The sequence below is a fragment of the Mesorhizobium sp. M7A.F.Ca.US.005.03.2.1 genome (assembly GCF_003997795.1).
Lineage (GTDB): Bacteria > Pseudomonadota > Alphaproteobacteria > Rhizobiales > Rhizobiaceae > Mesorhizobium > Mesorhizobium ciceri.
This window is the reverse complement of sequence record NZ_RZRP01001623.1, coordinates 1-438: the sequence shown is the minus strand read 5'-3', so window position 1 is coordinate 438 and position 438 is coordinate 1. Positions and strand designations below refer to the sequence as shown.

Genomic DNA, 438 nt, shown 5'->3' with positions numbered 1-438 from the left:
CCCGCCGGTGCCGCCTGCCGCGAGAAGGATGACGCCTCTGGCCATATCACTCCGCCGGCACGGCGCGTTGCGACAGGCCAAAGCCCATCTGCTTGCGCTTTTCCGGCCGCTTGCGTGTCAGCGCCAGCACCATCCCCATCGAGATGGCGATGGCGATCTGCGAGGAGCCGCCATAGGAGATGAACGGCAGCGTCATGCCCTTGGCCGGCACAAGCTGGAGGTTGACGCACATGTTGATGACCGCCTGCAAGCCGAAGACGGTGACGAGGCCGCCGACCGCGTAGCGGGTGAAATCGTCATGCTCCTTCAGCGCCGTGTTGAGGCCGCGCAGCACGATGAAGGCGAATATCGACATGATGAAGAAGCACATGATCAGTCCGAACTCTTCGCCTGCGACCGAGAAGACGAAGTCGGCATGGCTGTCGGGAATAACGCGCT

General features: G+C 62.8%; 1 protein-coding gene. It reads right to left on the bottom strand.

What is annotated here, in order from left to right:
- Positions 1–46: 46 nt before the first annotated feature.
- On the bottom strand, positions 47–438 hold a 392-nt coding region (locus EN991_RS39500), incomplete at its 5' end, for an FtsW/RodA/SpoVE family cell cycle protein (RefSeq protein ID WP_164769830.1).